This is a genomic window from Erysipelothrix piscisicarius, assembly GCF_003931795.1.
In the GTDB taxonomy this organism is placed as follows: Bacteria; Bacillota_I; Bacilli_A; order Erysipelotrichales; family Erysipelotrichaceae; genus Erysipelothrix; species Erysipelothrix piscisicarius.
Genome location: NZ_CP034234.1, coordinates 904,108 through 928,744, shown reverse-complemented (window position 1 = coordinate 928,744; position 24,637 = coordinate 904,108). Strand labels below are relative to the sequence as shown.

General features: G+C 37.6%; 21 protein-coding genes, 1 tRNA gene, 1 pseudogene and 1 other annotated feature. Of the genes and pseudogenes, 1 reads left to right on the top strand and 22 read right to left on the bottom strand.

What is annotated here, in order from left to right; genetic code table 11:
- Window positions 1-46: 46 nt before the first annotated feature.
- From EEI45_RS04715 to EEI45_RS04630, 18 genes and pseudogenes are all read right to left on the bottom strand, one after another.
- Window positions 47-1,129 carry a galactose ABC transporter substrate-binding protein gene (locus EEI45_RS04715; protein WP_125164327.1) on the bottom strand — a complete coding sequence of 361 codons (1,083 nt, stop codon included), beginning with the start codon at window positions 1,127-1,129 and terminating at the stop codon, window positions 47-49.
- A gap of 73 nt (window positions 1,130-1,202) precedes the next feature.
- The gene (locus tag EEI45_RS04710; RefSeq protein ID WP_125164326.1) at window positions 1,203-2,219 is read right to left on the bottom strand and encodes a LacI family DNA-binding transcriptional regulator; all 1,017 of its coding nucleotides are present in this window, start codon (window positions 2,217-2,219) and stop codon (window positions 1,203-1,205) included.
- 70 nt (window positions 2,220-2,289) lie between these two features.
- A complete protein-coding gene (locus tag EEI45_RS04705) occupies window positions 2,290-2,817 on the bottom strand; it encodes a DUF2812 domain-containing protein (RefSeq protein WP_228410212.1) in 528 nt (175 codons plus the stop codon).
- Between the two features lie 78 nt (window positions 2,818-2,895).
- Window positions 2,896-5,479 (bottom strand): annotated as a pseudogene (locus EEI45_RS04700) (valine--tRNA ligase).
- A complete protein-coding gene (locus EEI45_RS04695; RefSeq protein WP_125164325.1) occupies window positions 5,436-6,026 on the bottom strand; it encodes a GNAT family N-acetyltransferase in 591 nt (196 codons plus the stop codon). Before EEI45_RS04695 ends, EEI45_RS04700 begins: the two are co-directional and overlap by 44 nt.
- Window positions 6,027-6,059: 33 nt before the next feature.
- Window positions 6,060-6,264, bottom strand: a binding site (T-box leader).
- A gap of 67 nt (window positions 6,265-6,331) precedes the next feature.
- Window positions 6,332-7,354 carry a sugar-transfer associated ATP-grasp domain-containing protein gene (locus EEI45_RS04690; RefSeq protein ID WP_125164324.1) on the bottom strand — a complete coding sequence of 341 codons (1,023 nt, stop codon included), beginning with the start codon at window positions 7,352-7,354 and terminating at the stop codon, window positions 6,332-6,334.
- Between the two features lie 60 nt (window positions 7,355-7,414).
- Complete coding sequence (yihA, locus tag EEI45_RS04685) at window positions 7,415-7,990, bottom strand: ribosome biogenesis GTP-binding protein YihA/YsxC (RefSeq protein WP_125164323.1); 576 nt, start codon at window positions 7,988-7,990, stop codon at window positions 7,415-7,417.
- On the bottom strand, window positions 7,990-10,305 hold the full coding sequence (gene lon / locus EEI45_RS04680) for an endopeptidase La (protein WP_125164322.1): 2,316 nt from the start codon (window positions 10,303-10,305) through the stop codon (window positions 7,990-7,992). The genes yihA and lon overlap by 1 nt, the downstream gene beginning before the upstream one ends.
- Before the next feature lie 46 nt (window positions 10,306-10,351).
- Window positions 10,352-11,623 carry a trigger factor gene (gene tig / locus EEI45_RS04675; RefSeq protein WP_125164321.1) on the bottom strand — a complete coding sequence of 424 codons (1,272 nt, stop codon included), beginning with the start codon at window positions 11,621-11,623 and terminating at the stop codon, window positions 10,352-10,354.
- Between the two features lie 114 nt (window positions 11,624-11,737).
- The gene (locus EEI45_RS04670) at window positions 11,738-12,427 is read right to left on the bottom strand and encodes a DUF3196 family protein (protein ID WP_407644008.1); all 690 of its coding nucleotides are present in this window, start codon (window positions 12,425-12,427) and stop codon (window positions 11,738-11,740) included.
- 71 nt (window positions 12,428-12,498) lie between these two features.
- On the bottom strand, window positions 12,499-13,497 hold the full coding sequence (locus EEI45_RS04665; RefSeq protein WP_125164319.1) for a sugar-transfer associated ATP-grasp domain-containing protein: 999 nt from the start codon (window positions 13,495-13,497) through the stop codon (window positions 12,499-12,501).
- A gap of 60 nt (window positions 13,498-13,557) precedes the next feature.
- A complete protein-coding gene (locus EEI45_RS04660) occupies window positions 13,558-14,385 on the bottom strand; it encodes a G5 domain-containing protein (RefSeq protein ID WP_125164318.1) in 828 nt (275 codons plus the stop codon).
- 154 nt (window positions 14,386-14,539) lie between these two features.
- Window positions 14,540-14,615, bottom strand: a tRNA-Arg gene (locus tag EEI45_RS04655).
- A 58-nt stretch (window positions 14,616-14,673) separates the two neighbouring features.
- Entirely contained in the window at window positions 14,674-15,144 is a 471-nt protein-coding gene (locus EEI45_RS04650; RefSeq protein WP_125164317.1) for a YfcE family phosphodiesterase, read from the bottom strand.
- On the bottom strand, window positions 15,141-15,890 hold the full coding sequence (murI, locus tag EEI45_RS04645) for a glutamate racemase (RefSeq protein ID WP_228410210.1): 750 nt from the start codon (window positions 15,888-15,890) through the stop codon (window positions 15,141-15,143). Before murI ends, EEI45_RS04650 begins: the two co-directional genes overlap by 4 nt.
- Entirely contained in the window at window positions 15,877-17,649 is a 1,773-nt protein-coding gene (uvrC, locus tag EEI45_RS04640) for an excinuclease ABC subunit UvrC (protein WP_125164315.1), read from the bottom strand. Before uvrC ends, murI begins: the two co-directional genes overlap by 14 nt.
- Window positions 17,646-19,934, bottom strand: coding sequence for an endonuclease MutS2 (locus tag EEI45_RS04635; protein ID WP_125164314.1), 2,289 nt, complete (start codon window positions 19,932-19,934; stop codon window positions 17,646-17,648). Before EEI45_RS04635 ends, uvrC begins: the two co-directional genes overlap by 4 nt.
- Complete coding sequence (locus EEI45_RS04630; protein WP_228410209.1) at window positions 19,927-20,586, bottom strand: CvpA family protein; 660 nt, start codon at window positions 20,584-20,586, stop codon at window positions 19,927-19,929. Before EEI45_RS04630 ends, EEI45_RS04635 begins: the two co-directional genes overlap by 8 nt.
- Before the next feature lie 80 nt (window positions 20,587-20,666).
- Between EEI45_RS04630 and rnhC the strand changes: the two genes are divergently transcribed.
- Entirely contained in the window at window positions 20,667-21,554 is an 888-nt protein-coding gene (gene rnhC, locus EEI45_RS04625) for a ribonuclease HIII (RefSeq protein WP_125164312.1), read from the top strand.
- Here the strand turns inward: rnhC and EEI45_RS04620 are convergent.
- From EEI45_RS04620 to lspA, 4 genes are read right to left on the bottom strand one after another with little or no spacing between them, the layout of a single operon-like run.
- Window positions 21,541-22,020, bottom strand: coding sequence for a deoxycytidylate deaminase (locus EEI45_RS04620; protein ID WP_125164311.1), 480 nt, complete (start codon window positions 22,018-22,020; stop codon window positions 21,541-21,543). The genes rnhC and EEI45_RS04620 overlap by 14 nt on opposite strands.
- Before the next feature lie 45 nt (window positions 22,021-22,065).
- Complete coding sequence (locus EEI45_RS04615; protein WP_125164310.1) at window positions 22,066-23,229, bottom strand: rhomboid family intramembrane serine protease; 1,164 nt, start codon at window positions 23,227-23,229, stop codon at window positions 22,066-22,068.
- Window positions 23,229-24,137 carry an RluA family pseudouridine synthase gene (locus EEI45_RS04610; RefSeq protein WP_125164309.1) on the bottom strand — a complete coding sequence of 303 codons (909 nt, stop codon included), beginning with the start codon at window positions 24,135-24,137 and terminating at the stop codon, window positions 23,229-23,231. Before EEI45_RS04610 ends, EEI45_RS04615 begins: the two co-directional genes overlap by 1 nt.
- Window positions 24,130-24,591 carry a signal peptidase II gene (gene lspA / locus EEI45_RS04605; RefSeq protein WP_125164308.1) on the bottom strand — a complete coding sequence of 154 codons (462 nt, stop codon included), beginning with the start codon at window positions 24,589-24,591 and terminating at the stop codon, window positions 24,130-24,132. Before lspA ends, EEI45_RS04610 begins: the two co-directional genes overlap by 8 nt.
- Between the last annotated feature and the right edge of the window lie 46 nt (window positions 24,592-24,637).

Sequence of the window (24,637 nt, the reverse complement as noted above, 5' to 3'; positions counted from 1 at the left end):
TGTGCCGTTAAGCACACTTGAGATTAAACATTAACGTATTTTTAAATTATTGAGCGTCACGTTCTGCGTAACGTTTTACTGCTTCTTCTACAGTTTCTTTACGAGCTTCTGCACGTTTAAGTTCTGCTTCTTCAGGGTTTGTTACTCCAACATAATCATGCCAGTAGTAAGCTGAAACATCTTTTCCTTGCAATAATTCAAGTGCTACATCAACTGCTGTGTGTGATTGGTTAAAGTGGTCATTAAGAACCGTACCTGTTAACTTACCAACTTTTAGAAGTTCGATCGCATCTGGAATTGCATCAACTCCAACTACGAAGATATCTTCACCAACTTTACGTCCAGCTGCTTCGATTGCTGTAACAGCACCAACTGCCATACCGTCATTATTTGCAAATACAACTTCTAATTTATTTCCAAATTGTTCTAATGCGTTTGCTGTAAATTCTTGACCTTTAGCTGTATCCCAGTTCGCTTGGTAAGGTTGAGCTAAAGCACTTGTTTTAACGCCTTTTTCTTCAAGACCTTTAACTGAGAACTCTGTACGTTGTTTTGCATCAACGTTTGCAGGGTCACCCATTAAAGTAATGTAACTTACAACGCCATCACCATCGATATCACCTTTATTTTCAAGGTTTGCGATCATATATCCTTGGATTGTTCCGGATTGTGTTGCATCAGCACCAACATATGTTGTTTTTCCTGGCCAGATTTCTAATTCTTGTGTTTCTGGTTCACGGTTAATGAATACAACTGGAATGTCTTTTGCTTTTGCTGAATTGATAATTGATCCTGCTGCTGTAGGGTCAACCATGTTTGCGATGATTAAATCTTTACCTTGAGCAATAAAGTTATTAATTTGCTCTGTTTGGTTTGCTTGGTCTTGCTTACCATCTTGAATGTCAAGTTTGTAAGTGTTTCCGTCTTTTTCCCCTACTTCTTTAAAGTATGATGCAAGTTCTTCACGATATAGTGTCATGAAGTTATCATCGAATTTATAGATTGCAACTCCGATGTTGTAAGTCTTTCCACCTTCATTAGCATTTCCTTCTGCTCCACCCTTGGATGAGCATCCGAATAAAGTAAGCGCTAACAATGATACTAAAATCAATTTACTCAATTTCTTCATCTGTACTTCCTCCTGTACTAAATTCTAGTAAATGTTTTACCACTAGCAAGGTCATAATAACCCATGTAAACGCTTACAGTAAAGTTTTTACTGAAAACACAGTTTCTCTAACCACCAGCTTCGTGGAACAGACAACCTTAACCGGGATAAAACTCTTAGAGCTAATCCTCAATGTCAACAATTGCGCTGCCAACTCACCCATGTATTTTGTATCCAACGCAACCGTTGTAAGGGGCGGATTAAAGAACTTAGCACTGGCAATATCGTTATACCCGACGATGGATATTTGGTGCGGGATTGATTCTTTCATTTCCCCTAAAGCTCGTAATGCACCCATTGCAATCGTGTCGCTTGCACAAACAAAAGCTGTAGGTACAACTTCATGCTTTAATGCTTCAATCACACTTGCATATCCCGTTTGAGCTGTATATTTCCCCAAGTAAACATTCGCTTTATTAAAATCCAATTCAGGATCCTTTTGCATCAACTCATTAAATGTACTTTCGCGTCGATCAACATATTCAATCTTCGTAGCCCCTAAATACTCACGACCTCCAATATAGCCAATACGTGTGTGTCCCATCGCTTTAAGATGGTTGATGGCAGCTGCAGTAGCCCCTTCAAGATCATGTACAACAGCAGAATATTTGTGCGAATCAGGATTTGAATCCACAAATACAATCGCAGGACAATGCCGCTCCAAATCATTTGCCTGTTGGTGTGAGAACTTACCAACACAGACTAATCCATCCAGATCATCTTCCAAAAACACATCAACCATATTCTCTTTATAATAACGCTTTATTTGAATTTTATGACTGATACAGAAATTCTCAACACTCATACGGAGTGAGTAGTAGTAGGGATCCTCTTCCTCTTCATTACTTGAAATCCATTGAACAATACCAACCATCAATACATCTGCTTTTTTATTCTTTTTCTTAATCCGGTAATTCAATTCTTTCGCAACACGAAACACTTCGTCACGGGTTTCATCTTTGACACTTAATGTTGGATCCTCATTTAAGATCCGAGAAACGGTTGCCTGACTGACGTGTGCCTTCAATGCGATATCTTTAATGGTAGCCATAATTTCCTCCTTTTTATTTAGTTTGTACCTCTATCTTGATTTTAGTAAATTTTGACTTGATTTACCAGTATTATTTACTAATTTCTTCAAGTACCGCTTTCGCTTTACGACGAAGTTGGTACGTATAGATACCCAAAACACCACCAGCACCAATAATAATGAAATAAAGATTATTGCGATAATTTAAATACAAATAGATGAAAAATACAAGCAACGCCCCAATTACAATCCCTGTAAACCTTTCAATGCGGTGGATCATCATTTGTATGACCTCAACGCGGTCCTCATTAAACGATTCTATGGGTTGGTTTGAACGTGGTCTTGCGAAATAATAATAAGTTCCTCCTTTTTCACTCCTGTAATCGCAAATTAAAATAAATCCTTGATTCAGATACAAGTCCATAAGGTTGTCGTGCATCGGTTCTATTGTATACGCCACTTCGAAGTTTAATTTGGCTGGCTCACTTGCCTTGAAATGGTAGCCAATTCCATCATAGCTTTCAAGCATCAATCCTTCTTCAGCTTTCGTTTCAAGGTAGCTCACCTCTTCGTTAAATTCAATAATCGAGAATGTTGTTTTATCTAATTTCATATTCATAACCTATCCTTCTAAGTTCGATTATACACGTACATTCGTAATTTAAGCAAATTAAAAGGACCTCGAGGGTCCTTTTAATTATTGTAATTGTTCTAAAACCAATGATAGTTGTCGACGATATTGATCAAGTTTAGCGCGTTCTTCTAATACTTTTGATTCTGGCGCTTTCGCAATAAATTTTTCATTTGAAAGCATTTTCTCTGCACGAGTAATTTCACTTTCAAGTTTTTGTTGCTCTTTTTGAAGTTTCGCAACCAACGCTTCACGATCAACAAGCTCTTCTTGTACGAAACAGATTGCACCACCATGAATTGGTTGGGTAATACTGCCTTCAGTTAATGAGGTTATAGTAACCTTAACCATCGATTCAAACATACGTGTAAGTACTGGATTAAAAGCGTACACGCCATTATTTGCATCGAGAACCGCAACGTTTAGTGGTTTCGAAGGTTTCACATCATAACTTACACGAACCTCACGAACTGCTTGAATTGCTTCAATCATAAAGTCAACTTCTTCAAGATCTGTTGATTCAATGTCCAGTGCAACTGGCCATGATTCCAAGTTAATCGAATCTAAATGATTCGGTAATGCACAATATATTTCTTCAGTAACAAATGGCATAAAAGGATGTAAGAGGATGACAATGTTTTTAAGCATATGTGAGAGCGTTGCCTTGGTTGCGTACACAACATCAGCCACATCACTTTGTAATCCGCTCTTACTCAATTCAATATACCAGCTGCAGAAATCATCCCAAACAAAACGTGTTAAGGTATTTCCTACGAGCGCAAATTCATATTTATCCATATTTCGTGATACTTCTTCAAGTGTTTGATTTAACTTATCGATAATATGACGATCAACTTGTGATAATGTAGCTTTCTCGAGTTCATAAACGCCGTCTTCTATATGCATTAATACAAAACGGGATGCATTCCAAATTTTATTAATAAAATTCCAAGAAGATTCTACTTTTTCTGGCATATAGCGCATATCTTGACCCGGTGTTGAATTTGTCGTGAGGAAATAACGCAAGGCATCAACACCATACGTTTCAATCACGTCCATTGGATCAACACCATTACCCAATGACTTACTCATCTTACGGCCATCTTGATCACGAATTAAACCATGAATTAAGACATCATCGAATGGTCTTGAATTCGTAAAATAACGGGCTTGGAAAGCCATACGTGCGACCCAGAAGAAGATAATATCATATCCGGTTACTAAGACATTCGTTGGATAATAACGTTCCAAATCTTCTGTGTTCTCTGGCCATCCAAGCGTTGAAAACGGCCATAATGCACTCGAGAACCATGTATCTAAAACATCTTCATCTTGATGCCAATTTTCAATATCTTCCGGTGCTTCAAGTCCTACATAAATCTCTTCAGTTTCATTGTGGAACCATGCGGGTATACGGTGACCCCACCATAATTGACGCGATATACACCAATCTTCAATATTATCCAACCAGCGTGTGAACGTATTTTCAAAGCGTTCCGGGTAAAAATTAATTTTATCATCACCTTGTTGGTGTGCAAGAACTTCATCCGCTAAGGGCTTCATCTTAACAAACCATTGTTTTGAAAGATATGGTTCCACAATAACATCCGTACGTTCTGAGTGCCCAACTTGGTGTACATGTTTCTCGATTGAAACAAGTTTACCAGCTGCTTCAATATCCGCCACTAAAGCCTTACGACATTCAAAACGTTCCATACCTTGGTATTTCCCTGCAAGATCATTCATCGTGCCATCAGGATTCATACAAATTGGCATTTCAAGACCATATTTTTCACCAATAACAAAGTCATTAGGATCATGAGCAGGTGTACATTTCATGACACCCGTACCAAATTCGATATCGATGTAATCATCGGTAATAATCGGTAAAGATCCCCCATTGGCAGGGTTAATCGCATGCATACCGACAACATGAGTGTAACGAGAATCATCCGGATGGACAACAATACAAACATCCCCAAACATCGTCTCAGGACGTGTTGTGGAAACTTTCAATTGTTCCCTGTTTCAACAACAGTATAGTCAAATGTGTAGCAATTCCTTCGACTTCTTTATGAATCACTTCAATATTTGAAAGCGCAGTTTGTGCTTCAACATCCCAGTTTATAATGCGATAACCTTGAAAAATTAGACCATCACGATATAAATCCACAAAAACTTTATTAACTGCTTGGTTTAAACCTTCATCAAGTGTAAATCGTTCACGCGAATAATCAACTGAAATCCCCAGTTTAGACCATTGTTCGCGAATATGACCCGCATATTCTTCTTTCCATTCCCACGATTTATCTAAAAAAGCCTCGCGCCCAAGATCATATCGTGAAATGCCTTGTTCACGCATTTTTTGCTCAACTTTAGCCTGAGTCGCAATCCCTGCATGATCCATACCAGGTAAATAAAGTGCGTCCTTACCCAGCAATCGCTGATAACGAATAATAATATCTTGTAATGTATTATCCCATGCGTGCCCTAAATGTAATTTACCTGTAACATTTGGGGGTGGAATTACCAATGAATAAGGCGTCTTTGAGGTATCTCCTGCGGTAAAATAACCCTTTTCAATCCATTCATTGTATTTATTTAATTCAACTTCGTTGTGAGCATACTTCTTCGCCAGTTTCTCGGTCATCATATTCCTCCTTGAGTAGTCCATAACATACAATATCATCATAGCCGTCTTCGAACTTCGCCGCTTGACGTTTGATTCCTTCTTCAATAAAACCTATTTTTCGTGCGACAGCACCCGACGCGGGGTTACACTTTAAATGTTTCAATTCCATACGACGTACATCATATGTGTTAAATGCGAAATCTAAAACCGCAGTTGCCGCTTCAGTCATCAGACCTAATCCCCAAAAACGCGGATTTAATGCATAACCCATCTCGTACACACCTTCCGATTCACTGATTGGCCAAAAATCACACGTACCAATCATTCGGCCATTATTTTTTAAAGTAATCGCAAACGCTTCCGGCCAACTTTTTTGAGGTCTGGATAAAAAGACATTCTTAATTGCCTGCTTCGTATCCTCGACATTTTGATGAGGCTTAAATCGTGTCATACGTGTTACTTGATACGTCCGTGCATAGAGATACATATCATCGGCATCTTCAAGAACGACCGGACGAAGAATTAACCGCTCCGTTTCAAGTACTAAATCTGTCTTAGCCTTCATAATTCCTCCTTAAAAAATAAAAAAAAACACCATCCAAAGGACGATGAATCGTGGTACCACCTTAATTTACATACATGCGTATGCCTTCTTGCCGTTAACGCGGGCTACGTAACATCTTACTTAACGTTCAGACATCAATCTCCCAAGCTACCTTCACTCATGCATCAGATTGTTTCGCACCAACCAACAACTCTCTTAGCTCAATCCATAAGTTACTCTTCTTGTTCAACGATTTATCTTATTTTATCACATAAAAACTTACCCGTCAATTAGACCTGAGCAGATAAAAAAAGAGCTTTCGCTCTTTAATACGTTTTAATGTATTGATCATAGATCGGCTTAACACCGACTTTTTCATCAGACATACTTGGAATCACTTGGAATGGACCAGTCGATGAATTGCCTTCAATAATTTCAGGACCATCAACACCAACCGCAACATCCCAACCCATATAGCGAACTTGTGGAATCACAAGACACGCTTCTTTAATGCTCGAAATCAGTTGTTCATAATGGGGCACTTGAAAACCAATCAAATCAGTTCCAGTAATTGGATGCTTTGTATGTTGATTACAGTTTTTGTCGATAAATGGGTAAACAACGGTTCCCGTATCATCAAGAATGGTATACATACCGCCCTGACCGATATTATCAACGTGGCTTCCTAATCCCGATTTTAATACCGATACTAAAATTCGAGGAACATTCTCATCATCTAAAAATGTAATGACGCGTAGCGTATTAACACTCGTAGGTGATAATTCATTCATTTTAGGATGTTGTTTAAAGAACTCTTCAATAAGATATTGACGGTTATCCATCAATGCTACATAAAGTTCTTCAAAATCAAGATCCGGATTTTCATTCACATCAACAACCTCAATACCACGACCAACGTAATCCGTTGTACGTTTTGCCATGACTTTTCCGTGTTTACGAACAAAGGCTTCAAGCCCTTTTGCGTCGCTTTCACGAATATCAAAGGTATCACGGTGAACAAAATCACTAAAACGCTTCACAAAAATTGATTTATCATCAAAAATATCGAGATATTCAGGATCATTATAGTACTTAGCAATCCTTGCAGAATGACCGAGTGTAATAAAGGTTTCCCGTTGCTTACTGTTCAAATCATAGAATTCAAACTCATTGTAATCAACATAGCCCGCAGTATATTTAAATGAACACCAAACCATATCAAAAAATAACACGATACGAGAACGCCCACTCTTTTCATGTGCATATTGGATAGCATTTTTAAATCCAGAAAAATCCATACTAAAAAGACGTTTAAAATAATACTTAATTTTCCAAAATAGTTTTTTCATTTTCGTCCCTCTCATGTGTTCCATCGCGATGTCATTGACATCGCATTGCAGTTAATATTGTTAAATATTTTGTTCAATAAATTTAATGATTGGTTCACGCGTTTCATTTTTTAATGATGAAAACTCAAGTACCGTAACATCCGGGAATTCCTTAAAGACATCACGCTTTATGTTATTGATCTTGTTCTTTGATAATTTATCGACTTTTGATAAAACAAGAGCATAACGAATTCCGTAATGAATCGCAAACTCAATCATCATTAGGTCATCTTGGCTTACACCACGACGAACATCCACAAGGACAAGCATGACGGATGGATGACGTAATTCAAAGTAACTATCCATCAACGTCCCATAATGGATTTGCTCTTGTTTGGAACGATTTGCGAAACCATAACCTGGTACGTCCGTTAAAATAACTTCATCGTTAATATGATAGAAGTTTATTAAACGGGTTTTCCCAGGTGTTTGTCCAACATAAGCTAACTTCTTACGGTTTGTTATCGCATTTATCAACGAAGATTTCCCTACATTTGATTTACCTACCATAACAATTTCTTTTTGTCCCGTCTCAGGAAATTGAGACGAATGCGCAGCTGAGATAATCAACTGCGCATCATTTGTCTTCCACGCCATTAAATAAGCGCTTCTTTCAACACTTCATCAATGGTTTCGCATGGAATAAATGTTACACTTTCCTTAACAACATCTGGAACTTCTGCTAAGTCTTTTTCATTGAGTTTTGGAATGACAATTCGGTTAATGCCTACACGATGTGCCGCTAGGGATTTCTCTTTTAAACCACCAATTGGCAAGACATTACCGCGCAATGTAATTTCACCAGTCATCGCAAGGTTTGCACGCACTTTGTTTTCAGTTAAAGCACTGATTAATGCCGTCGTAAAGGTTACACCTGCCGAAGGACCATCTTTTGGAACAGCACCTTCTGGTACGTGAACTTGGACATCATGTTTTTCAAAGAAATCCGGAGCAATATTCAAGCTGCGAGCATGACTCTTAACATATCCCATTGCAATTTCTGCCGACTCCTTCATTACATCACCCAATTGTCCCGTAACCACAAGTCGACCCTTACCTTCGTACGTTGTTACTTCAATTGAAAGTACATCACCACCAAATTGAGTATAAGCAAGACCTGTTACAACACCAACTTGATCTTTCTTCTCTTTTTGGCCATATTCGAAAATAATTTGTCCCAACCACTCTGTAATTAGGTCTTTATTGATTGTAATTGTTTTCTTACCATCTTTGAGGATTGCAAGAACCGTTTTTCGACATAACGACGCAATGACACGCTCTAATTGGCGAACCCCTGCTTCGCGTGTGTAGTGACGAATTACATATCGTAATTGTGCATCACTCATACGGAATTGAGATTTTTTAAGTCCGTTTGATTCCAATTGTTTTGGTATTAAATGTTCTTTCGCTATATTAAGTTTTTCTTCTTCAGTGTATGAACTAAGTTGAATAATTTCTAAACGATCGCGTAACGCTTCAGGAATATCCCCTAAGTAGTTTGCAGTCGCTACGAACATAACATTTGATAAATCATAAGGTTCTTCTAAGTAGTTATCGCTAAACATTTTGTTTTGTTCAGGATCCAACACTTCAAGCATCGCACTTGAAGGATCGCCCTTATAATCTGAAGCCATTTTATCAATCTCATCAATTAAGAACACTGGATTCACAACACCCGCTTTTTTCATTCCCTGAATAATACGTCCTGGTAATGATCCAAGATAAGTACGACGGTGACCACGAATTTCCGCTTCATCACGCACACCACCTACAGATGCTTTTACAAATTCACGACCAAGTGAATCCGCAATTGATTTCGCAAGTGACGTTTTACCAACCCCTGGAGGCCCCACTAGACAGATGATTGGAGCTTCTAAATTCCCGGTCATTTCTTTAACCGCAAGATACTCCATAATACGATCTTTAACTTTATCCAAACCGAAGTGGTCATCATCAAGTTGTTCACGCACAAGATTTAAATCTTTAATATCTTCCGTTTGTTGCCACCATGGTGTTTTTAATAGCCATTCTAGATATGAACGAATAACACCCGACTCACCTGAGGCTTGTGGTAACATTTCATAACGACGCAATTCCTCCATCGCTTTTTCTTTAACATATTCTGGATAAGGATTGTTCTCGATCATTTCACGGAATTCATCGCTATCCTCGCCAATATCACTGACATCACCCAACTCTTCACGAATTGCGCGCATTTTTTCACGTAAGTAATATTCACGTTGGTTTTCTTCAACACGATCTTTAACCTTTTCGTTAATCGTGTTTTCAATCTGAGCAAGCGTATGCTCGCGTTGAATCTCTTCGATAATCATTAGAAGACGTTCGTTTACACTTAATTCTTCCAGCAATTCCTGCTTGCGTTCAAGTTGAAGTGGGAAGTATTGAGAAAATTGATCACTCAATTGTGAGGCAGACACGCCCATCGTTAGTTGATTAACAATCTCAGTAGGGATTGTTATATTTTGAACAGAAACCTGTTCAATTTCATTCGTAATACGACGAACTAATGCCATTTCTTCGTTTTCTTCGCCAATAATATCATCTAAAGATGTTACTGCACCGAAAAGCATGCGTCCATCATCGTTTAATGTGTCGATTTTAACACGTTTTAATCCTGTAAATGTAACACGTAAAAATCCTTGTTTACGTTTTACGGCTTTAATATTAACAAGTGAACCATACTCAAAAAGTTCATCTTGACGCGGATCATCCACAAGAATGTCTTTTTGACTTACAAGCACGACTTGTCCATTAAAGAACTTTTCTGCTTCGTCAATAGCATTCATGCTCTTGTGACGGCCAACTTCAATCATAATTTCTTGTTCTGGAAACACAATAACACCGCGCGTTGCAACAACAGGAACGCTTATTGTTATATTTTTTTCGCTCATAGCAATCCCTCCTTTAAGGATAAAAAAGACGCTAAGCGTCTTTTAATTAAGCAAGAGTTTCTTGTACTAGCTCCATCGCTTTTCGTAATAAAATATCGTATCCGATAGCATCAGGTGAAACTAAGTTTTTAACTTGGTCAAGTTCCATACCGTATACTTCAGAAATTGTTGTAAATTCTTTTTCAATTTCTTCGTCTTCTACTTTTAATCCTTCAACTTCAGCAATTTTTTCAAGTGTTAAGCGAGTACGTACACGTTTTTCTGCATCTTCACGCATTTGTTCTTTAACATCTTCTTCTGATTGTCCTAGAATTTGTGAGTAAAGATCGAAGTTCATACCTTGTTGTGCAAGACGTTGGTTGAATTCATTAAACATTTGGTTTAACTCTTCTTCAATCATTGCTGCAGGAATATCAATTTTTGCATTATTTGAAATTGTTTCCACAAGTTCTTCATTTACGCGATCTTCTTCTGCTTGTTCACGTTGTGCTTTTAGATTTTTCTTAATTGAATCTTTAAGTGCATCTAAAGATGTAATTTCTTCATCATCTAACAATTCAACAAACTCATCGTTTAATTCTGGTAACACTTTAGTTTTTACTTCGTGTAATTTAACTTTGAAGACAACTGGTTGACCAGCAAGTTCTTCTACATGGTATTCTTCTGGGAAAGTGATATCTAAATCTTTTTCATCTTCTGAAACCATACCGATCATTGCTTCTTCGAAACCTGGAATAAATGAGTTTGAACCAATTTCTAATGTATAGTTCTCACCTTTTCCACCCTCAAATGCAACGCCGTCTTTAAATCCTTCAAAATCCATTACAACTGTATCGCCGTTTTCAACTGCACCGTCTTTAAGTTGTAATTCTGCTTGTTCTGCTTGTAATTTTTCAAGCTCAGCTTCGATATCTTTTGCAGAAACAGTAATTCGTTTACGTTTGATATCAAGACCTTTATATTCACCTAATTCAACTTCTGGTTTAACAGTAACGATAAATTTCAATGTTAATGCATCTTCAGTCATTGCTTCGATGTCTAATTCAGGTGTTGCAACAGGTTCAATTTTTTGTTCAACCATACCTGCAACAAATGCTTCATTAGCGATGGCATTAACTGCATCCATCATAATCATTTGTTCGTTTACTTGTTTACGAGCTAATTCTTTAGGTGCTTGTCCTTTTCGGAACCCTTGAATTTCAACGTTTTTAATTGCATTTTCTAAAGTTTTATCTTGTGCTTTTTTCCAAGCTTTTTCTTCAACTTCAACAGTTAATAATCCTGTTGAGTTTTCATTTAATGTCCATGTAGATTTCATTTTTGTCCTCCTAGTACTTCACTATTATAACATAACTTTTAGCACAGTCAACACACGAGTGCTAAAAACTTACGACCACTCTATTTTAACCGAAATGAGTGGGGATTGCATTCTTTATACTTTATACAAATAAGTGTTCACTGTATACAATATTTCCTCTGCTTTTAATTCATCAATTGACACTGGGAATGCATCGAGGACGCGTTGTTCCAAAGCACCAAGACAAAGAATTAATAAACTCGGGTTTTCAGACTCAAGCATATCACCCAACTGTAATACACATGCTTGATACGCTTCTGATTCAAATGGATTTTCCAATTGAGATGTATCAACCACCTGCTCCGTCATTTTTAACTTTAAATTCAATTTCAAATCAATCGACTGATCAATCAAGAAAAATAATATTTGTTTTTTGATCCAATCTTCGGTGTACTCATCTGCAAGCCATTTTTTTATATGAGGGAGTTCATTACGTAGGTTCATACGTTCCAAAGAAATAATGGCCTTTTGTTGTAAAAGTTCATTTCCACGTAATGCTTCCTCTAAGTCCTCAATATCTTCATAGTATTTACTTGATGGGCTTGTATCGATTCGTATCGAATCACGAATGGATTGAAACTGCGTAAAATATGGTTCGGGTACATAAGGCATTCTCAATTCTTCATCGATAAGCACAAGTGCTTCACGTGTTTTTCCTTCATCAAGAAGGCTTTGAATTGAGTTCATGCACGTTTCATAATAGTTGTTCATACTTTTCCTTTCATACTGTTTCATTTTAACACACTTTTGTTTGATAAAAAACAAAAGTAACGCATTTGTTTTCGTTATCTTTTAAAAGGGTACAAAATCAAAAAAAACCTCGACAATGTCGAGGTTTAAATATCGATTACTTTTCGGAACTTTTGCAACAGCCCTTCCTTTGAACCCGTTAAACTTGGTTTCATTTGGAATACACCGGTATTGTAATTTCCTTCAATGAGTGAAGGTCGTTTTTGACCCACAGCAACATCCCAGCCAACATATTGAATCTGAGGAACCTCACGCGCTGCGCGATCTAGCATCTCAACAATTTCGTCGTAAAGAGGCACTTGGAAACCAACAATATCAGTACCGGTAATTGGATGTTTATCAAAGGCAACGGCATCTTTATCAAATGCTGGATACAGCACCTTACCACCATCATCCAAAACGGTATACATACCACCCGCACCAAAATTGTCCAAATGTCCACCATTTCCAATTTTCAAGACCCCTTCCAACACATGAACATCTTTACCATCAAAGAACGTAATCATGCGAAGTGTATTAACACTTTCTGGATAAAGGGATGACATGGCTTCATGCTGAACAAAATACTCTTCAATTAAAAATTGACGGCGTTCCATACGTTCTTTTTTAAAGGAGTCAAAATCCTGAATTTCAGAAGTTACAAATCGTTCGACACCATATCCCATCAAACTATCAGTAACCTTAGCCATCACAACATCATGCCCCTCTAAAAAAGCCTTAATTAATTCATCAGATGATTCTCGTAAGTCCACAAAATCACGCCCGATATATTCTCGGAACACTTTATTAAATTCTGACTTATCCGCAAATTTATGTCTAAACTCTTTTTGATTATACTTTACTATAATTGAGTTTGCGATTCCCCCTGTGATAAACGTTTTTCGTTCAGCACGATTCAATAAATAAAACTCAAACTCAAAATAATCAAAATAACCCGATTGATAGATAAACGAACAACCAATCATATCAAGAAGAATCACAAGTCTAAATTTTCCTGTTTCCTGGTGAATTATACCTGCAATTCGCCACATGTTTTTATAATCCAATGCTTTTAACCTTCTAAAATAATATTTTATACGACCCATGCTTTACCTCCACATACCTCATCTATAATAACCTTTGTTTCCATTTCAAACAAGACCGTTTCAATATCCAAACAATTGCACCCAATACCAATTTCCATCAGATGCTTTATAAAGAGCACAAGCACCCGATTTAAAATCATCTAAAATGTTTGCACGATGACTTGGTGATTCCATAAATCCACTGATGGCACTATCAACTGAAAATGCCCGTTTTGCCAAGTTTTCAGCAAAAATCAACTGTGGATTTAAACTATCCCATGAGCTTCCATCGGGTCGTCGATGTTCAAAACTTTGTTCTAAATCCACTGCACGAATCCCAGCGTATTCAAATAAGGATTCCGACCACGTTAAAGGTTCTAACTGATGTTCACTTCGAATCTGATTCACACGTTGAAACATTAAGAGCGATTCCTCTTTATTAATGTACTCATGATTCACAACAACCTCTTTAATGCCAACCCGTGTAATTTCATCTACGGGTTGGTAAACCACTTCGGTATATTCCATTGTTGAGTCAATTAAATCATTATTTTTATAGAGTTCTTTGTAAACAGTACGCTTAAGACCCAGTTGTCCCTCTTGTTCAATTACCGTTTCGCCTTTATTAAGTCCATCATCATTTTTTTCTATCGTATCAAAGGGAATCGGTGTTTCTTCACTACGAACATTCTCCACAAAATGATCGCCTTCCTCAATCTCTACATCATCTTGTTTTTCACGCTTTACAAACTTTGAAACCTTAAATTGATCCGGCTTCTTTTTTATAATCTTTGGGGGCTCTTGTTCCACTGGTTTCTTGGATACACCTTGAAAATATTCAACACCACAACCTAAGCAAAAAACTAATAATCCAAAAAATCCAATAATGTGTTTCTTTTCTACTTTCATATGCCCCTCCATATAAAGTTCTTGTATAATTGTACTAAATTTTCACATAAAATCCTATTGTTAAACTCATTTTATCGTGTAGATTTTATTATATGTGAACTTTTTTGGAAAACATAAAAAAAAACACCCTAATTTAGGTGTTATCGTTTAAAATTGGCGTCCCCGGAGAGATTCGAACTCCCGACCACACGCTTAGAAGGCGCGTGCTCTATCCACTGAGCTACGGAGACAAATTGTGCTCTATGCGTCTACAATAATATCATTAAGACGCATAGAATACAATGCTTTTTATAAATCTCTTTCAAATAATTCTTCGACGGTCACTTTATCATCTGTAATCGTGATTTTTGCGAAACATGTCGGCGATCCGTCACGATTATAATAGAGTGAACCGGGATTGATGAGCAGTATCCCATCGACATCTTTCACAACCGGAACATGCGTATGACCGTAACACGCAATGGTACAACGGTGTTCCTTGGCCAAGGCAATAATATCCTCTTCGATATGACGGTAACGCATTAAATGACCGTGCGCTACAAAAATACGGGTTCCCTTAACCTCAATAACTAACGATTCAGGGTACTTATAGAATGTATCATTATTACCGGTCACTGCATGGAAGGGTTTCATGGATTCAAGATCAAGTTCATTATCGCCACAATGAATGTAGGCATCTGCATGAGGATAATTCTGTAAAATCGCATCGAGAACTTTTTTCTTACCATGGTTATCACTGCAAACGATAATTTCTGTCATATTGTTTCCACCTTTTCTATTGATTTAAAGAGACGTTCTATTTGACGTTCCATTTTATGGGCGTCACCCGTTGTATAGGTTTGACACACTGATGAGTTAAACGAATAATTCATTTCAATAAATTCACGAATCGGTCGTTTGGAATCATGAATATTTCCCTTATATATTTTTCTAAAGACATCTTCTACTAGTGGAAAATGCGTACATCCAAGAATCAAATCGGTTGCCTCAAGAATTGGCGTTAATTCATTCCGAAGGTATGTTTCTAAATCTAAATTTTGATTTAGACCTTCAATAATATTAACCAATTCAGGGAGCGCAAGTTCTTTAACCGATCCTGATCCTTTTTCATGAATCAAATTACGATATGCATGGGCATTAAATGTGGCAAGTGTCGATACAATTCCCACACAAACATCATCTGTCAAATCAATTTGACCAACGGTAAGTTCAATGATACCAATAAGATTCATATCGGGAAAATGTTTACGTACGGTTGTCAGAGCAACCGCCGAAACCGTATTGCATGCAATGACGACATCTAAGATCTCTCGATCATGGAACCATTGCATTGCATTGATGGTATACCCAATGATTGCATCATCCGATTGATTCCCATAAGGTGCATGCTTTTGATCTGCATAGAGCACCAAAGAGACTGGATCAAGATTTTGTTTTAAGTATTGATAGACACTGTAGCCACCCAGTCCCGAATCAAAAATTCCCAATGTACTAATTTTTTTCATGATAATCATTCCAATCTATATGTAGTATATCATACAAATCAATCGCAACATCCTCCGGTAAAACCGTCTTCAAAGTTTCTAAAGATGCTGCACGAATATTTTTAAGTGATCCAAATTTCTTATATAGTTCTTTTTGTCGAACCTTCCCTAATCCACTTACTTCATCAAGAATTGATCGAGTCATTGCTTTTTTCCTTAGGTTACGATGATATGTAATCACAAAGCGGTGCACCTCATCTTGCATTTGCATAAGGAAATTAAAAAGGGAGCTGGTTTTATTGATTGAAATCATGCTGCCATCTTCACGCATTAAAGCATGTGTACGGTGACGATCATCTTTAACAAGAGAACACACCCTTAAATTCAATTCGAGATCCCTTAAAACCTCCAAAGGCGCATTAAGTTGTGGTTTACCACCATCAACCAACACTAAATCTGGCATTGGCTTCTCTTCACGTAACAAACGGAAATAACGTCGATACAAAACTTCCTTCATGGATGCAACGTCATCATTACCTTGATGCAACTTATACCGTCGATATAAGTTTTTATTTGGCTCCCCATCATCATAAACAACACACGCTGATACTGCGAATGAACCCGAAATATGTGAGTTATCAAAAACTTCAATACGATGAATCAAAGTCTCCATACCTAAAGCATCACTTAAATCCTTCAACGCTTCATCTTTGAATTGTTGACGTTCACGAAGTAATGAGAATTGATCATCGAGCTGTTGTTGTGCATTTTTTTGGGTAATCTCCAACAAGGTTTTCTTCTTACCTCGAATCGGAATTTTGACTTCAGCCTCTAAAACATCCCCCAACTCTTCCGCATCGACAACGTTTGGAACATAAATTGTTTTCGGTAACGGTTGATTTTCATAGAATTGCGCAATAAAAGAGACAAACGCATCGAGGGGCTCCTCCATGCATGCTTCAACCGCCATACTGCGCTCTAATAAACGACCCCCACGAACAAACAATCCGACAATTGCAATGTAACCTTGATAGTAGGCGTAGTGGAACAAATCAAATCGTTCGTTTAAAGAAAACTGAACTTGTTGTTTATCACCAATATAATCTAGAGCGTGCAATTTTTCTTTATAGACTTGAGCCAACTCAAAATTTAAAGATTCACTCGCCTCTAGCATTTTTCGCTCTAATTCTTCTTTAAAGGTTTTTATATTGCCATTCAAAATACTCATAACATTTTGACGCCAAACATCTAATTCTTCTTTTGAATAACGTTTTCCCGTTCGATTAAATGCACTGTAAATGGCTAATGTGTTGGGTAATAAGGTATCTCCTGTAGGCACAGAATCGTTTAGAAGCCGCGCCATATCACGGGCTGCAGTAGCATCTGGATACGGTCCAAAGTAATGAAATTGCTTTGATTGCTTTCGATCGCGAGCGACCAAAACCTCGGGTTTCCCCTCACGTGGTACTTTAAGATATGGATATGATTTATCATCCATAAAGATAATATTGAATTGAGGACGGTGTTCTTTAATTAAATTAATCTCTAGAATTAAGGACTCTTTCTCCGTACTGGTTATGATAAATTCAAAATCAGCAATCTGACGTACCATGCGCGTTGTCTTATGATCATGGGCACCTGTAAAGTAGGAGCTTACGCGATTTTTTAATTTTTTCGCTTTTCCCACATAGATGATTTCCCCATTTTTATTTTTCATAAGATAACAACCCGGCTCCATCGGTAGTCGTTTCAGTTTTTCTTCAATTGTTGTATGGGTCATTGTTTTAATTTCACAATCGTCGCACCCATACCACCGTCACCAACACCACCTAATTCAAAGGAGCCTACATGTTTATTACGACGTAGTGTTTGATGAACTGCAGTACGAAGTTGTCCCGTCCCATGTCCATGAATAATTCTAAACGTTGGTACTTTATGAAGTACACACTCATCAATATATTTCTCAACTTGAGGTATAGCCTCCACAACACGAAGACCGATAATATTCAATTCTGTTTTAAATGAAGATCTCGCATTAACACTATGACTTCGTGTTGGTTTTGCTTTCACCTTTTTCGCAGGTCCAGCAATACGAGTGAGCTTGCTTAAATCAACATTTACTTTTAAACCACCAATCGAGACAAAGGCTGTGTTTTTTTCAATTGAATCTACAATACCAACTTGGTTGGTGGATTTTAACTGTACACGATCACCCTTACCAATGGTCTCATCAACAGCTGTTTCTGCTTGCAATGATTGAATTTGCTTAACTGCTTTTTTTCGAAGGTCAGGACGATTCGTTTTATTTAATACATCCAATTGGCGTTCCGCCTCTTCAACCATCTGTTCCAATAATGCTTCATTCTCTTCACGCAAGGCTTGTTCTTTACGAACAAACTCAGCTTCAAGTGCTTTTTGTTTCATCAATGCTTCGTGCTTAAGTGTTTCAATCGCTTCTTTTTCTTTTAGAAGCTCTTGTTCAAGCTTATCTTGTTCATTAATTTTCGCTTCAAGAATTTCTAATAAATGATCCGCTTCATATTGACCTTCTTGTTTGTATTTAAAAGCACGGTCAATAATGTCCGCTTGTAACCCTAGACGCTTCGCAATCGCAAAAGCATTGGATTCCCCCATTACATTTTCACGATAACGGTATGTTGGTTTAAGATTTTGCAAATCAAACTCAACACTTGCAATCAGAATATCGTCATATTGCGTTCCGTATTTTTTAAGTCTTGAAAAGTGTGTCGTCGCAATAACCCAACAACCAACCGATCTAAAGTGATCCAAAATAGCCATTGACAAACTTTCCCCTTCAAGAGGATCCGTTTGCGATCCCAATTCATCAAGCAATACAATGGATTTGGATGTTGTTTGAGCATTCACTTGCGTCATTGTTTCCATATGAGCAGAAAAAGAAGATAATGATTTTTCAATTGACTGTTGATCACCAATATCCACAAACACTTGGTCCACTAACATCACTTCTGCTGATTCCGCACAAATTGGACAACCCGCTAAAGTCATGAGAATCGATAACCCCATTGTTTTCAAACTCACACTTTTCCCCCCTGTATTGGGACCACTAATTAAGATCATTTTATGAGGTGGTGTTAAGGTATATGTATTCGCGACAACTTCTTTCGGATTAATAAGAGGATGACGTGCATTTTTTAAGTATAAACGATCTTGGGTCAAGGTCGCTACCACAGCATCATTGTGTGATCCCCATTCTGCTTTCGCAAAAAGACAATCGATGATTGCGACCGTATCAAGATCTGTGGTTAACTGTTGAGCATCTTCCGCAATTAAGTTTGATGTTTCACGACAAATACGTTCAATTTCATCATGTTCTTGATGGATGAGACTTTGATATTCATTTTGCATTCGCGCTAAAAAGGCAGGCTCAAAATAAACCGACTGCCCACTTGCGGATTCACCATAAATTGTTCCTTCAAGCTTATACTTATCTGAAGGTTTGACTAAAAATGTACGACGACCATGTTGGAGTGAAACGACGGCTTCGCTCAGCATTGCCCGATTTTTTGTTAAAAACTCTTGTGTTTTATTCTCAATATTTTGTTCCAGTGCTTTGCTTTGGCGTCTTAGTTCGCCCAAATGAGCACTTGCACGATCTAAAACTTCACCTTGTTCTCCAAAACAATGCTCAATATGTTTCAAAGTTGATGCTTTCACTTCAAGACTTTCAAATAAATCCTCAAGTGCAGGATAAGACCCTTCTAAATTTCTAAATTGTTTTTTTAGACGTTCAAGACCTTGCATAAAGCGTCCGACATCTACGATATCTTCTACGGATAAAGTCCCACCCTTTTCAGCAAGGGTTAAGGCATAGGACACATCGGTAATCCCTCCAAAGGACATTGAGCCATTCACAACCACTAATTGCAACGCATCTTTAGCACGAGCCAAATCACGTTTTACGATTAATGAAGAAAATGAAGGAACCGTATTCAAAACCGCTTCCTTTCCCAAGGAAAAAGATGCGAAATGAGCGATGCGCTCAAGCACTTTATCGAACTCTAATCGAGACGATGTATTATTCATATTTTTCTAGATACTCCCTAATCTGTATTTCATTAAAACCATGTTTTTCAAGCCACTTGACCATGGCTTCTTGTTGACTTGGCGATAATTGTTGATCTGTAATAATGCTTTGAATTGCAGTATTTTGATTCATGAAATCATCAAAAGCTCCTAAAACTGGTTTTGAAGCATTCTCAACATAAACGAGCCACGTGTTATCGATCACTTCCTGGCCATTTTTGATGATTGGTGTCGTCAATATAACGCAGATCAAAACAAGTTTAAGTGCAAAAAACACGACACTAAAGACCCCTCCAATTGCTGAGTTTACTTGCTTTACTAAAGGGACTTTTGAGATTACCGTTGCAAGTGGTGTTACAAGCATTAAAACGATACGAATCACAATGAATAGAATTACAAACCAAATCAACTGATTCATTTGATGTACAACGAGTTGATTAATGGTTAAAAACCCCGTTCCCGATGCTTTGAAGAATTGGAAAACTTGCACAAAAACCGGTGCAAAAATCCATGCTGCAAAAAGAGATACAAATGTTCCAACAACATCAACAAGTTGCAACAACAAACCTTTCTTGTATCCAATGTATAAGGTCACCGCAAACCATATTATAATAACCCCATTTAAGTAGCCCATCCAATCATTAGGAAACATCACCATAAAATCACTCCTTTTGTATTTTTATTTTAAGGGTTCAACTGTTCATTTCATAAAAAATAGTCTATATTATTAGTATGACAACTATTACATTAAAATTAACAGATAACCAAATTAACGAATTAAAATCACGATATTCAAAATATCCGATTCGTTACGATATTCAGTACACTCACTTCCAAATTAAGGGAAGTGATGTAACCATTACAGCCTATACCAGTGGTAAGGTTGTTTTCAGCGGGGAAGGCGCATCTTTTCACGCTTCATCCTATTCAGAACAGCCTGCAAAACCACAATCTAGTGTTGCTTCAACATCGAAGCTCAAAGGTTCTATGGCAGGAAGTGATGAAGTCGGTACCGGAGATTACTTCGGCCCCATCACGGTGTGTGCTTGTATTGTGAATGAATCCGACTTATCACGCATTCCCGTTTCGGAGATTGTGGATTCGAAGCAAATGACGGATGATAAAATTCGAAACATCGCACCGATTCTGAAACGTGAGCTTCAATACAGTCTTCTTATTCTCGATAATAAGAAATACAACCGTGTCCATCCAACTATGAACATGAATGTTATTAAGGCAAAGCTCCATAATCAAGCTTTTTTAAATTTAAAAAAACGCTATGTAATGCCTCCCTATGCAATCATTGATCAGTTCATGGCTGAAAAACCTTACTACAATGCCCTTAAAGGCGAACCGGAAATCTTCAGGGGATTAATCTGTGAAACTAAAGCCGAAAACAAATATATTGCCGTCGCATGCGGTGCAATCATTGCGCGATTTGGTTTTTTAGATTACCTTGATAAACTATCCAGCAAATACGACTGTACATTCCCCAAAGGCGCTGGTCCTCACGTTGATACATTTGGTAAAGAATTTGTAAAGCGTTATGGCAAAGAGGAACTCGAAAATGTTGCTAAGGTTCACTTCGCCAATACACAACGCATTCTTAACGATGTGTAAGCGAAACCGCGATGGGTTTATCAATCTTACGATAGGAAACCCCTGCTGCATCAAACATGCGTTTTGACACTAAAACAGCATCTGTTTCTGCATACTTATCATCTTCATAAACCATTTCTTTAATACCGCTTTGAATAATTGCTTTTGAACACTCATTACATGGGAATAAAGAAACGTAAATTGTACACCCCTGTAACGATTGGGTCGCATTGAGAATTGCATTCAACTCTGCATGAACGACATAAGCATATTTCGTTGTTTGAAAATCTCCCTCACGCTCCCAAGGAAACGCATCATCACTCAATCCCGTTGGAAGGCCATTATAGCCAATTCCAAAGATTTTTTTTTGCTGATCCACAATTGCGGCACCAACTTGAGTTGAAGGGTCTTTTGACCGTAACGCCGACAAATGAGCCAAGCCCATAAAATATTCATCCCAAGAAATGACATTATCTCGTTTACTCATACGATTCCCCTACTTCATAAAACCGCTTAAGCGGTTTGCATAATTTTAAAATCCAAGTTTATACCAACTATTAATCACAGACATATCCAATCTTGGACTGGATAAGGTTCCAGCATGCTGAGTCATTACGATTCCAATGCCAACGACAAATACTGACGATAATACCATGGTTCCTTTACGTAAATAGTCCCAATCTTTTCGTTTTGAAAAAATAAGTCCACACAACACTCCAGCAATTAAACCACCTAAGTGAGCCGTTGCACTCACACCAGGTAAAGTACTAATAATTAAGTTAATAAATAACACTTGGAAAACTTGAGACATAACCTTTGGATTACGCATTGCTTTTGTTTCAACCAAATAAACGCACATTGCACCCAGCAAGGCAAATAAACCACCACTGATACCAAGTCCAATAACACCCTCATCGAGAATAAAAACAAATGCATTCCCCATCAAAATTCCAGCAATCAAGGTAAATAAGTACTTTTTACCTTCCATCACCGTTTCCATCACCACACCTAAATTTCTGAGAGACATCAGATTCATAATCAGGTGAAGGAACGAAATATGAAGAAATCCTGCAGTTAAAAAACGGAACCACTCATGAGCATGAACAATAAATGGTTTATAAAATGCCCCCAACATAACCGCAACCGTATTGATGTTTAACCCAGGCACTAAGATTAAGTATTGTGCAATTAAGAACACCACAACACAAATAATTGAGATAACATTGGTTACAGGAAATGAGCGATGACGTGCTTGTTTTTGCATTTTTCCGATTGTTTTTTTCAGACTAAGAACCGCTTTTGACAAAGAACGATCCGGATTTTGGCTTACTTTTAGTAACCCCTTCAATTCACCATAAGAATCTAAGATTTGCGACGATGAAATATAATTCGGTCCAACAACCACATTCAAATCATCCCCAACTTTGTCTTCTTGATTCACACTGATATTAAGACCCTCTGCCTTCGTCTTAAACACGAGTGCAAGGCTTTCACGGTGTTTTGAAATCATTGCACGATCAATATTTGAAAGGGATGTCGAAGTAACCATGATTATCGAATTGTCCTCAACATTTTGATTCACAAGCCATACCTGTGAACTGTCTTGAGTCATTGAAACCATTTGATATTGAAAATGCTTCATAAAATAGTTTGCGACTTCAATTACCCATGCATCATATTGAGACTTTGTATACATTAATCTAACCTCCTGATGTCCTCGATTACATCTTTCATTGTTTGAGGTAATTCAGCTTCAAACGTCATAACCTCTTTTGTAATGGGATGCGTTAACGATAATTTTTGAGCGTGCAAACATTGACCGTTTGTATCCCATGTATTTTTATAACTATACGTTTGGTCACCTACAATTGGATGTTTAATATACTGAGCATGAACACGAATTTGATGCGTACGCCCTGTATCTAACTTACAACGCAAGACGCTATAATCGTTAAACCGTTCTGTCAAATAAAAATGCGTTACTGCATGCTTACTGTTTTGATCTGTGACAGCCATGCGTTGACGGTTTTTGGGGTCACGACCAATTGGCGCATCAACCGTTGCACTTTGATGTTTAAATTGATGATGAACAATTGCAACATATTCTCTTGAAATAAGTCGTTGTTTTAAGTCTTCAACTAAAATTTCATGCGCTTCATTTGTTTTTGCTACAACTAACAAACCCGTTGTATCTTTATCAATTCTGTGAACAATACCTGGGCGAAGTTCGCCATTAAGATTACTTAACTGCGTTGTGTGTGCTAACAAGCCATGAACCAACGTAGGTTGATTTAAGGTTGATGGTGATGGGTGCACAATTAACCCTTTTGGTTTATTCACAACAAGGATTGCGTCATCTTCATAGACGATATCCAAATCCATCGCGACGGGAACAATCGAAATTTGTTCTTCCGTAATTTCATACTCAACAATATCATCTTCTTTTAAGCGAAGGTTCGGTTTAACCGCATTCCCATTCACTGTTATTTTTCCATCTTTAATCCATGTTTGTAAAACACTGCGTGAATAATCTGTTACAGCAAGTGCCATATACTGATCAATACGCATTCCATCAAACATTTCTTCTACAATTAATTTATTCATATTTTTGACCTCTTTCATCGAGATAGAGTACGATTGCTAGAATGCAAACCCCTACAACCAAACTCATATCTGCTACGTTAAATACAGGAAACTGATATCCAAAGATATTGAACGCAAACATATCACGTACATAGCCATAAACTGCGCGGTCGAACAAATTCCCAAAAGTACCTGCAAATATTAAGGCAATCGCTGTCAAAATGACAGGTTTATCTTCTTTTACATAATAATAGGCGAGCACAATGCATACTGCTGATGCAAGAACGATAAACAGCCATTTTTGACCATCCAACAAGCTCCATGCTGCTCCTGTATTACGTACATACCGAAGTGAGAAAAATCCGGGTATAACGTGTAACGATTCCCATAATGGAATTGTTTTGTCGATCCATGTCTTAGATAGCAAATCGATCACGATAATTACGACACTTAATAATCCTAAACGTTTCTTCATAACTTTCTCATTTCATGTGTTTATTATAACATTATCGCATATTCAT

Bases quoted from the DNA above. Each gene is read 5' to 3' on its own strand.
- EEI45_RS04715 (WP_125164327.1), bottom strand. From the start codon at position 1,129: ATGAAGAAATTGAGTAAATTGATTTTAGTATCATTGTTAGCGCTTACT.
- EEI45_RS04710 (WP_125164326.1), bottom strand. From the start codon at position 2,219: ATGGCTACCATTAAAGATATCGCATTGAAGGCACACGTCAGTCAGGCA.
- EEI45_RS04705 (WP_228410212.1), bottom strand. From the start codon at position 2,817: ATGAATATGAAATTAGATAAAACAACATTCTCGATTATTGAATTTAAC.
- EEI45_RS04695 (WP_125164325.1), bottom strand. From the start codon at position 6,026: ATGAAGGCTAAGACAGATTTAGTACTTGAAACGGAGCGGTTAATTCTT.
- EEI45_RS04690 (WP_125164324.1), bottom strand. From the start codon at position 7,354: ATGAAAAAACTATTTTGGAAAATTAAGTATTATTTTAAACGTCTTTTT.
- yihA (WP_125164323.1), bottom strand. From the start codon at position 7,990: ATGGCGTGGAAGACAAATGATGCGCAGTTGATTATCTCAGCTGCGCAT.
- lon (WP_125164322.1), bottom strand. From the start codon at position 10,305: ATGAGCGAAAAAAATATAACAATAAGCGTTCCTGTTGTTGCAACGCGC.
- tig (WP_125164321.1), bottom strand. From the start codon at position 11,623: ATGAAATCTACATGGACATTAAATGAAAACTCAACAGGATTATTAACT.
- EEI45_RS04665 (WP_125164319.1), bottom strand. From the start codon at position 13,497: ATGGGTCGTATAAAATATTATTTTAGAAGGTTAAAAGCATTGGATTAT.
- EEI45_RS04660 (WP_125164318.1), bottom strand. From the start codon at position 14,385: ATGAAAGTAGAAAAGAAACACATTATTGGATTTTTTGGATTATTAGTT.
- EEI45_RS04650 (WP_125164317.1), bottom strand. From the start codon at position 15,144: ATGACAGAAATTATCGTTTGCAGTGATAACCATGGTAAGAAAAAAGTT.
- murI (WP_228410210.1), bottom strand. From the start codon at position 15,890: ATGAAAAAAATTAGTACATTGGGAATTTTTGATTCGGGACTGGGTGGC.
- uvrC (WP_125164315.1), bottom strand. From the start codon at position 17,649: ATGACCCATACAACAATTGAAGAAAAACTGAAACGACTACCGATGGAG.
- EEI45_RS04635 (WP_125164314.1), bottom strand. From the start codon at position 19,934: ATGAATAATACATCGTCTCGATTAGAGTTCGATAAAGTGCTTGAGCGC.
- EEI45_RS04630 (WP_228410209.1), bottom strand. From the start codon at position 20,586: ATGTTTCCTAATGATTGGATGGGCTACTTAAATGGGGTTATTATAATA.
- rnhC (WP_125164312.1), top strand. From the start codon at position 20,667: ATGACAACTATTACATTAAAATTAACAGATAACCAAATTAACGAATTA.
- EEI45_RS04620 (WP_125164311.1), bottom strand. From the start codon at position 22,020: ATGAGTAAACGAGATAATGTCATTTCTTGGGATGAATATTTTATGGGC.
- EEI45_RS04615 (WP_125164310.1), bottom strand. From the start codon at position 23,229: ATGTATACAAAGTCTCAATATGATGCATGGGTAATTGAAGTCGCAAAC.
- EEI45_RS04610 (WP_125164309.1), bottom strand. From the start codon at position 24,137: ATGAATAAATTAATTGTAGAAGAAATGTTTGATGGAATGCGTATTGAT.
- lspA (WP_125164308.1), bottom strand. From the start codon at position 24,591: ATGAAGAAACGTTTAGGATTATTAAGTGTCGTAATTATCGTGATCGAT.